At 67.5% G+C, this 8,100-nt stretch carries 5 protein-coding genes; all 5 read left to right on the top strand.

All coding sequences use genetic code 11. The features are described 5' to 3' along the window. The first annotated feature begins 148 nt into the window (after nt 1–148). The gene (locus tag ACWDRB_RS67425) at nt 149–1,621 is read left to right on the top strand and encodes a site-specific integrase (RefSeq protein ID WP_449912756.1); all 1,473 of its coding nucleotides are present in this window, start codon (nt 149–151) and stop codon (nt 1,619–1,621) included. 59 nt (nt 1,622–1,680) lie between these two features. Beyond that, nucleotides 1,681–3,366 (top strand): hypothetical protein, encoded by a 1,686-nt coding sequence (locus ACWDRB_RS67420; protein ID WP_449912754.1) that lies wholly within the window; start codon nt 1,681–1,683, stop codon nt 3,364–3,366. Continuing rightward, nucleotides 3,363–5,489, top strand: coding sequence for a hypothetical protein (locus ACWDRB_RS67415; RefSeq protein WP_449912752.1), 2,127 nt, complete (start codon nt 3,363–3,365; stop codon nt 5,487–5,489). The genes ACWDRB_RS67420 and ACWDRB_RS67415 overlap by 4 nt, the downstream gene beginning before the upstream one ends. Beyond that, nucleotides 5,486–5,890: a hypothetical protein gene (locus tag ACWDRB_RS67410; RefSeq protein WP_449912751.1), complete on the top strand. Its 405-nt coding sequence runs from the start codon at nt 5,486–5,488 to the stop codon at nt 5,888–5,890. The genes ACWDRB_RS67415 and ACWDRB_RS67410 overlap by 4 nt, the downstream gene beginning before the upstream one ends. Before the next feature lie 70 nt (nt 5,891–5,960). Then, entirely contained in the window at nt 5,961–8,084 is a 2,124-nt protein-coding gene (locus tag ACWDRB_RS67405; protein ID WP_449912750.1) for a hypothetical protein, read from the top strand. Nucleotides 8,085–8,100: the final 16 nt, after the last annotated feature.

Raw genomic sequence — 8,100 nt, 5'->3', positions numbered from 1 at the left:
CCGGTCTGCCATTCCCTATTGAATAGGCGTGTTGTTCCGGTTCAGTAGAGGGGCTGATGTGGCGGGCTGGCGCAAGTTCTGGGTGCCCCGAGACGCGGTTCGGAGTGGTGTTCGGCGGTCGGTTCTGGCGGGGTGGGAGGACCTGCCGGTGAGGGAGCGGGAGGTGGGTGTCCGGGCCGGGGATCTGATCTTCTTGTCGCCGGATTACCAGGTGGATCCGCACTTGAGCGCGTACGCGCGGTCGAGGGAGTTCCGGTCTCGTACGGCAGAGACACGGCGGAACTATGCGACGGACATCGGCCTGCTGCTGGACTTCCTGTGGAGACGCGGCCGTGACTGGACGGAGGCGCGGGAGCAGGATTTGGAGGACTTTGAGCACTGGCGGCGGGAGGAGGAGTCGAACCGGCGGAGGATCGGCGGCACCAAGTGGGATCGCGAGCTGGCGGCGTTCATGCACCTGTTCAAGTGGGCCGTCAAGTACAAGGTGATGACGCACAACCCGGTGGCGACCAAGCAGGTGATGGGCCGCTACGGGCAAGTGCTGACCGTGCCGGAGGCGCGGGCGAAGGACGCCAGGGCGAGCAATGTGCACTATCTGACCCCGCGAACCTGGCGGCGGTGGATCAACATCGGGCTGCGCGGCCACACCAAGGACGGCGTCCCGGAGTCGGGCTGGGTGGGCCGGACGGAGGACCGGAACGTGGCCTTCGTCCGCCTGCTGGTGTCCTCCGGGCTGCGCCGCAGCGAGGGCGGGTCGTTGCTGACGTTCGAGGTTCCCGCGCGGCGGCTGGACGGCGGCCGGTACTACCGCGGCAAGATCGCCGCTGCGGTGACCCGGTCGAAGAAGCCGCGGACGTTCTACGTCGCCTCCGAAGCGATCGGGGACGTCGAGGCCTACGTGGATTCCTCACGGGCCTGGGCGGTGCGCCGTGCTCAGCGGCAAGGCGTTTATGAGCGGCTGCCCGAGCTTCGCCTCGTCACCGAGGTCACCCGCGGGCTGAACCCGGAAGTGCACTGGGTCGATCGAGACGGTATCCCCGGTCAGCATCTGCTGAACCTCTTGCCTATCACCGAGCGGGCGATGCTGTTCACCGACGGCCCGCACGGGCCGGAACCGTTGTGGTTATGGCTGAACGAGCAGGGCCTGCCGTTCCACCCGCACTCCTGGAACGGGGTGTTCCACACTGCCAACAAGCGCTGCGAGGCGGTGCTCACTCCGCCCGAGCATCTGCGCGTGGACCCGCACAAGATCTGGGCCCCTTACGCGACGGTGCACTCGGCAAGGCATTCCTTCGCCCTCTACATGCTGGTCGTGCTGGACGCGCTGATGGACCAGCGCTACGGGCTGACGCCGGAGGAGCGGCGAGACTACCGGATGCTTTACGGCGACCCGTGGATGATGGTCCAGCATTTGCTGGGTCACTCATCCCGGGAAACGACGATCAACCACTACCTCACCCCGGTCGCCGACCTGCGGCTGCGATCGATGCTCGCCGCCGCCAAGGATGACAAGCCGGAGCCGGCGCCAATGGCTGAGCTGGACGCGGTGTTCGCCCGGATCGCGACTGAGTCGGACGGCATCCAAGACATCGACGACCGGCTTCAGCCCCGGGACGGGTAGGCGTGAGCGGGCGCGGGCGCAAGGCGTCACTTCCCCCGGCCGATCATGCCCGGCCACCGGTGCTGACTCCGGACGGCCTGATCGTTCACCACACCAACCGGCGCAACCAGATCAAGGACTACAACTTCTCCGAGCTTCCGGTTCCCGAGCCGCTGCAGCGCTCGCTCAGCGCCTTGTTCGCCGCCAGATGTGTCCATCGGTGGGGCTCGCACAAGTCGTCCCAGGGTCTCTGGGAGGACTTGGTGATCTTCGCGACGTTCTTGTCGCAGCAAGACCAGCCCCCGAACGATCTGGACGAGCTCACCGCCGCGACGCTGAAGCGGTGGCGCACCAGTCAGACCGGCTCCACCGTCGGTTACTCAAGGATCACCCGGATGGCGAGCCTGCTCCGGGACGATCGGCGGCTGCGGACCGGGCTCGTCGCCGATGAGTTGGCGACACGGGTGCGGCGACCGAAGAGCACCACGCAGTCCTACTCCGAGGCCGAGTTCGAGAAAATCAAGGTCGCTGCCCAGCGGACATTCCGGTCGGCCCTGCTGCGGATCGAGGACAACGCCCAGCATCTGGAGCGGTGGCAGCGGGGCGAGTGGGTCGAGGACAGTCGGGACTGGGTGCTCGGGGAGGGTCTGGATTGGCTGGCCCGCACCGGCCGATTCCCACACACGGTCGGCCCAAGCGGTCAGCACAGCATGGCAAAGAAGTATCGCAAGGCGCTGGGCGCGTCGAGTGCCAAGTCGGGCCAGCGGCTGTTCCTGTCCAGCCATGAGGCAGCGGCGCTGGGAGTTCTGTTGATGGCCGAGTACGGCTGGAATCTGTCGGTGCTCGACCGGGCAGAAGTTCCACGAGCCTTGCCGGACCCTGGCGAGGATGGGCACCCCACCTACCGGATCCCGTTGGAGAAGTATCGCCGAGGCCGCGGCTACTCCTACGAGACCCGGAACGTCACCGATGACGGTGCCGCCTCAGCCGGTCGTCTGATTACCCAGGCGCTGGCGGCAACTCGATTTGCCCGCGCCCTAGTGTCGAAGCTCGCCCCTGGAACCGATCGTCTGATCGTCTGGCATGCCATCACAGCCGGTCGGCGGCATCAGAATATGGACCGTCTTCCTCCAATCGGCCCTTTCCACTTCGGCGTCCACACGGAGAACGCGACGAGGTGGGCACGGTCGCAAGGCTTGTCCAGTTCGCCGTTCCTCCGAGGACGCCGGACCGTTAACGCGCTCGACCGGCGACAGCCGGGCCAGAACAGTCAGGACACCCACGACCGCCATTATGTCCTGGTCGACAAGCGGGTTCAGGCCGAGGCTGTTGAGGTGATCGCCGCCGGCGCGGAGGACGCTGCCGACCGGGCACGGGCGGTGGTCCTGGTCGCTGAACTTCGTGACGGACCGCAGGACGGGGACGTCGAGACCGCGACCGCCGACTGCCACGACTACGACAACGGCCCCTACCCAACACCCGGCGGCGGCTGCGGCGCGTCGTTCCTGATGTGTCTGGGCTGCAAGAACGCCCGTGTTCACCCAGGCCATCACAGCCGCCTTGCTCATTTCCACCAGGCGCTGTCGAACATGCGCTCGGTCCTAGCGCCGACGACGTGGGGGCGGGACTGGGGCGACACGCACACACGCCTGGAGGACCTTAAGGCCAAGCTCGGCGACGGAATCTGGCACCGGGCTCTGGCTGGCGTCACCGATACAGACTGCGTCCTCATCGCCGATCTGCTGAACGGAGAGCTTGACGCATGACCGTCGCCCCCGCCCTTGACCCTTACCGGCTGCAGCTGCCCACCCCTGATACCCCGATCGTCTTACCGCACCTGGTGACCGCCGAGCACATCCACCTCAACGACCGCTACGGTGCGGCAATCTGGCCGCTGGCCGCGCTGACGGCAAATCCCAGTACGAACAAACTCGCAGTGCACTGGAGTACCTGCCCCGTTGCGTTTCGGGACGAGCTACGGCTGGTCGCCTGGACCATGATCAACGGCACGCTCCGGCCCACGTTCCTGACCGACCGCGGAGCTCGTATGCGAGGCCGCCTGAGCCTGGACGGGTTGGCGGAGACGATACGGCAGTGGATTCACCTGGCTCGGTGGCTGGTCTCTCGCGGCATCGCCAGTCTGGGCGCGTGCGACAGCAGCGTTCTGCACGACTACGGCCTGCACTTGAGAGGACAAGGCCGCGGCCGGGAGTACACCTCTTCAATCTTGTCGGCCATGACGCGTCTGTGGGCGTTCGACGAGCTCAGCGCCCGCCCGGCTGGGATCGGACGGCCGCCCTGGGACGAACACGGGGTCGATGACTACCTGCCTGCCGCGACCTCGTCCAGCCGCGGGGAGAACACGACCGAGCCGGTGGCGGCCGAGACCATGGGACCGCTGCTGGTCTGGGCGATGCGGATGGTCGATGACCTCGCCAACGACATCCTTGCCGCCTGGGCCGAGACACAGCGGCTGAAGGCGGTCGCCCGCACTAACCCCACCATCCCTGCGGGGAAAGCGGCCCTGCACGCCTACCTCGACCCGCTGATCACTGACATGGCTGCGCTTCCAACCACCACGAACCAGGGCCGCATAGCCTTGGCTCGCTCCTACGTGGGCGGCATGACCGGCGCCTCTGATTCGCAAATCCAGAAGTACTCCGAACAGAAGAATTTGAGAGCCGTTGCGGCCAGGCAGCCGGGACCTTGCCCACTGAACGTCCCGGTGACCGGCCAGCTCGCCGGAGCTCCGTGGCGGAATGCGCTCGATTTTAACGAGGCCGCCGCCTTGATGCGGCACCTGGGAACAGCCGCATTCGTGGTTTGTGCCTATTTGACCGGTATGCGCCCAGGAGAGGTTCTTGGCCTACGGACCGGATGCTGCCCCGATCCTGAGCCCGACGGGCACGGCAGCTTCGGACGGCACCTGATCCGCGGCCACGAATACAAGCACTCCATCGACGAACACGGCAATCACCGTTCTGCCGGGACGGAGCGCGACGTCCCCTGGGTTGCGATCACCCCCGTCGTCAACGCCATCCGAGTCCTGGAACGCATAGTTCCCGACGGTTGCCTGTTGTTCGACCATAACGCCCACGACCTGCACGCGAGTCGACCGGGCACAGGCTCCCTCAAAACCGGGCCGCTCAACACCCGCATCGAAGCATTCATCGCCTGGGCGAACGCGGAAGCGAACGCCCGGAAGCTCAGTGATCAGCTGATCCCGCCCGACCCACACGGCAACGTCGGAACCGCACGGTTCCGCAGGTCGCTGGCCTGGCACATCGCCCGTCGGCCGAACGGTCTCGTCGCGCTCGCCATCCAATATGGACACTTGCGCACGCTTGTTTCCGAGAATTACGCCTCCCGCAGCCGGGGCGGCATTCACGAGCTCATCGACGTGGAGACCGTCCGAGCGGTGGCCGACACCGTCGCCGATCTGAAAGACGGCATGGAGGCTGGGGAGGGCCTCTCCGGGCCAGCGGCGCGGCGCGTCATCAAGGCCGCCAGCCGCGCCATCGTCTTCGAAGGCACGATCACCAACGCAGCCACTGCCCGGAAGCTGATCGCCAACGAAGACGTGATGATTTATGACAACTCGCAGGCGTTCGTGCTCTGCCATTACAAACGGGCGCAGGCGCTCTGCCACCGCGACGGCGTGAAAGACACTCCCAGCCTCGACCATTGCGTTCCCGGCTGCGGGAACATCGTGCGCACCGACCGGCACGCCGCTGGGCTGCGCGCCCGCGCCGACGTCCTCGACAAGCGGGCCGCGCATGCTCCTCAGCCGGTCGGCGACCGGTTGCGCGGCCGCGCCGGCAAGCTCCGCGACCTGGCCGACGCTCACGACCGCAACCGCATCACCCTCCAGGAAGAGCCGTCCGCATGAGCCCCGCTCTCGACGAACGCGAGCGCATCCGCGCCGCCATGGACCGCATCCTGGCCGGCGCCCCTGAGAACTCCACCGGCGCGCTCACCATCGTCGCGCTCGCCCAGGAAGCCGACGTCCCCCGCAACGCGCTCACGCAGCGCCACACCGACCTGCGGAACGAGTTCTATGAGCGCGTCCAAGCCCGCGGCGCGACCCCTGACGTTGAGGTGCGACTGCGGGAGACGATCAAGAAGCTGAAGAAGACGATCGCGAACAAGAACAAGGAACTCGCTCAGATCAGGCAGGACGTCCCGGCCTTGGTCCGGGTCGTCCACCAGCTCACCCTCGAGAACGAGGAACTGCGAGCGCAGCTGGAGTCGCCCGAACCGAACGTCACTCCGCTCCACCATCGGCGCTGAGAGGGTGTCAGTAATGATCGCCGCCAGCTGTCGATGAGTCACGATTCGGCGCCGAGAGGGGCCGTAATGCATGCCGCCGATACTGGGCAGCGGCAAACATGTCAAGGTGAACCGACGCCCCATCCGCTGGTGGAATCCGACCGCTCTGCTGTCCATCGTCGCGCTGGCCGCGACGGTGGTGTTGGTGTGGCACGCGCTGGATCGGGCCGACAAGGTCAATGTGGCTGATCTGGCTGCGGTCGCGATCGCCGCAGCGGCGGCCGCGCCCGCCGTCGTGACGTGGGCCAAGCGCCGCAACACCGCCGCCAGCAGGCCCGTCGATGTGACGAGAGCCGCCGATGTGCTGGCCGATCTGGTGCGCCGGCAATGGCAGAACGAGGCCCGCCACCGGCTACTCGACGACCCCGAACCCATCCCGGTCCGCTGGCAACTCACCGCCAACGAGGCAGTGATGAACACCCCTCGGCTGATCAGCACCACGACCGCATTCACCTTCGCCGGCAGCAGCGACAACATCGCTGCCCTCGCGCGCGACTTTCGCGCCCTGACCCGGCAGCGGCTGGTCATCGCCGGCGGCGCGGGCACGGGCAAGACCACCCTGGCGATCCAGCTGCTGCTGCAGCTGCTATCCACCCGCACGGCCGACCAGACCAGCGCCTCCGGAAGCGAGATCCTGCCGGTGCCGGTGCTGCTGCCGGTCTCCGGCTGGGACACCAGAACCCATCCCCGGCTGCAGGACTGGCTCACCGTCCGCCTGGCCCAGGACTACCCGGCGCTGGCCGGCCCGCAGCTCGGTGCCGGCGCCGCCGCGCTGGCCGACGGCGGCCACATTCTGCCCGTCCTGGACGGCCTGGACGAAATCCCCGCACCCGCGCGCGCCCAGGTGATCGCCGCGCTCAACGCCTCGCTGACCGCCCGCGACCAGCTCATCCTCACCAGCCGCCGCGTCGAGTTCACCACCGCCATCCACGAGGCCGGCCGCCCGCTGACCGCCGCGGCGGTCATCGTCCCGAAACCCGTCACCCCGCAGGCCGCCGCGGACTACCTGACCGCCTGCCTGCCCGCCTCCCCGACCGAGGCCTGGACACAGGTATTGACCGCCCTGCGCTTCCGCAGCGTCCCCGGCTTGACCCGGCTGGCCGCCACCCCGCTGGGTCTGTGGCTGATCCGCACCGTCTATCTCGCCCCCGGCATCGACCCCGGTCCCCTGACCGGCCCTCTGGGCAGCGACGTCGACGCGCTGCGCGCCCACCTACTCGACCTGCTCATCCCCTCCCTGATCCAGGCTCGCCCGCCCAGCACCAACCGCGCCGACCACTTCCGACCCCGCCACCGGCTCGACCCCGACGCCACCCGCCGCTACCTGACCTACCTGGCTCGTGCCTTCCCTCTGGCCGCCACCGGCGACATCGCCTGGTGGCACATCGCCCGCACCACCCCTCACATCCGATCAACAGTCGGGCTCACGGTCGGGCTCGCGGTCGGGCTCGGGGCCGTGCTCACAAACGTGCTCACAAACGTGCTCACAGGCGGGCTCGATGCCGTGCTAGCCGGGCTCACGACCGGGCTCGCGGCTGGGCTCACGACCGGGCTCGGGGGCGGGCTCATCGTCGGGCTCGCGCTCGCCATATCTTGGACTAACGAAACACCCGGCTACGCCGACCTCCACCTGCGCGGACGAACACTCCTTCTCCTCCGCTCGATCAAAAGCAACCTCGTGGGCCTCGAGACCTTGCTCCAGCTCTGGGGCATACACATGCGCTGGAACACGCCGGTGTTCCCGTTCCTGCTCTGGGCGGAACAACCCACGCCCACATCGACCATCACATCCCGCTCCAGTTGGCAAGCCGACAGAGCGCTCACTCTTCTTGGAATGCTCTTTGTGCTCGGGCCCCTGTTCGCGTTCGTGATCGGGAGCACGGCCGGGCTCGGGGTCAGCACCGGGATCTGGGCTGGGCTCATGGCCGGGCTCGCGGTTGGGCGCGTGGTAGGGCCCCATCAGGCCTGGCTGGTCTGCGCTATTGCGGTCTCCCGGCTGGCCCTCGAACACCAGCTTCCCTGGCGATTTATGGACTTCCTCGACGACGCCCACCGCCTGGGGCTGCTGCGTGCCGTCGGCCCGGTCTATCAGTTCCGCCACGCTGCCCTGCACGACCACCTCGCTAGCCAGAAAGAGTTCAACACGCAGACTTGACGGGGAACTGCCACAG

It is taken from the genome of Nonomuraea sp. NPDC003707, from assembly GCF_053587055.1.
The sequence above is the reverse complement of the archived record's forward strand: the minus strand, read 5'-3'. Positions and strand labels throughout refer to the sequence as shown.